Annotated in this window: 1 protein-coding gene; it reads right to left on the bottom strand. The window is 65.8% G+C overall.

From position 1 onward, the window contains the following. Nucleotides 1-42 precede the first annotated feature (42 nt). A complete protein-coding gene (locus ACIA8F_RS39120; protein ID WP_399385814.1) occupies nucleotides 43-1,311 on the bottom strand; it encodes an IS256 family transposase in 1,269 nt (422 codons plus the stop codon). Nucleotides 1,312-1,374: the final 63 nt, after the last annotated feature.

Raw genomic sequence — 1,374 nt, 5'->3', positions numbered from 1 at the left:
GGGTCTGTAAAGTTTTCGGTGTAACTGGGTTGGTTTGTAGGCTCAGATTCGGTTGTTGGTGAGGCGTCCGTCGAAGGCGATGTCGAAGGCCTGGAGGGCTCGCTTCCAGCGGGTCGTCCAGCGTTTGCGGCCGGCGCCGGTCGGGTCGAGAGACATCACCGCGAGGTAGACGCACTTCAGGGCGGCGTTCTCGGAGGGGAAGTGGCCGCGGGCCCGGACCGCCCGGCGGATCCTGGCGTTGACGGACTCGATCGCGTTCGTGGTGCAGACGATCCGGCGGATCTCGGCGTCGAACTGCAGGAACGGGACGAACTCGGCCCAGGCGTTCTCCCACAGCCGGACGATCGCCGGATACTTCTGGCCCCATTCCTCGCAGAACTCGAGGAACCGGCTGGTGGCCGCGTCCTCAGTCGGCGCGGTATAGACCGGCTTCAGTGCCTTCGCGATCTTGTCCCAGTCCTGGCGGCCGGCATAGCGGAACGAGGCCCGAAGGAGGTGGACGACGCAGGTCTGGACGACGGTCTTGGGCCAGACCTCGCCGACCGCGTCGGGCAGGCCCTTCAAGCCGTCGCAGACCAGCATGAGGACGTCCTCGACTCCGCGGTTCTTCAGCTCGGTCAGGACACGCAGCCAGTGCTTGGCGCCTTCCCCACCTTCGCCGCCGGCCCACAGGCCGAGGATGTCGCGGTGGCCTTCGGCCGTAACCGCCAACGCCATATAGATGGGGCGGTTGGCGACCTGGCCGTCGCGGATCTTCACGTTGACGCAGTCGATGAACACGACCGGGTAGACGCGGTCGAGAGGCCTGGCCTGCCATTCGGCCATGCCCTCCATCACCGAGTCGGTGATCGTGGAGATGGTCTGCTTGGAGACCTCGGCTCCGTAGACCTCTGCCAGATGGGCTGAGATCTCGCCGTGGGTCAGGCCCTTCGCCGACAAGGACAGAACCATCTCGTCGACGCCGGTCAGCCGGCGCTGCCGCTTCTTGACGATCTGCGGCTCGAAGGCCCCTTCCCGGTCCCGCGGCACGTCGATCTCCACCGGCCCGACGTCCGTGACGACGGTCTTGGAGCGTTTCCCGTTCCTTGAGTTGCCGCCGTTCTTGCCCGCGGGGTCGTGCCGGTCATACCCGAGATGATCCGTCATCTCGCCCTCGAGAGCGGACTCCAGCAGCCGCTTGGTCAGCTGCTGGAGCAGACCGCCCTCGCCCGTCAGCTGCAGGCCCTCGGCCTGAGCCCGGGCCACGAGCTCGTTCAGGAACCGGTCATCGACAGCCGCCGACGAGGCCCCAGCCTCAGGCGCTATAGCTATGTTCTCGCTGGTCACAGGTGCAATCCTCCATGATCGGAGTTACACCGTTTCTTTTACAGTCCC

The organism is Streptomyces sp. NPDC051563, assembly GCF_044454225.1.
Classification (GTDB): domain Bacteria; phylum Actinomycetota; class Actinomycetes; order Streptomycetales; family Streptomycetaceae; genus Streptomyces.
Note: the sequence above shows the minus strand (reverse complement) of the source record. Positions and strands in the feature narration are given on the sequence as shown.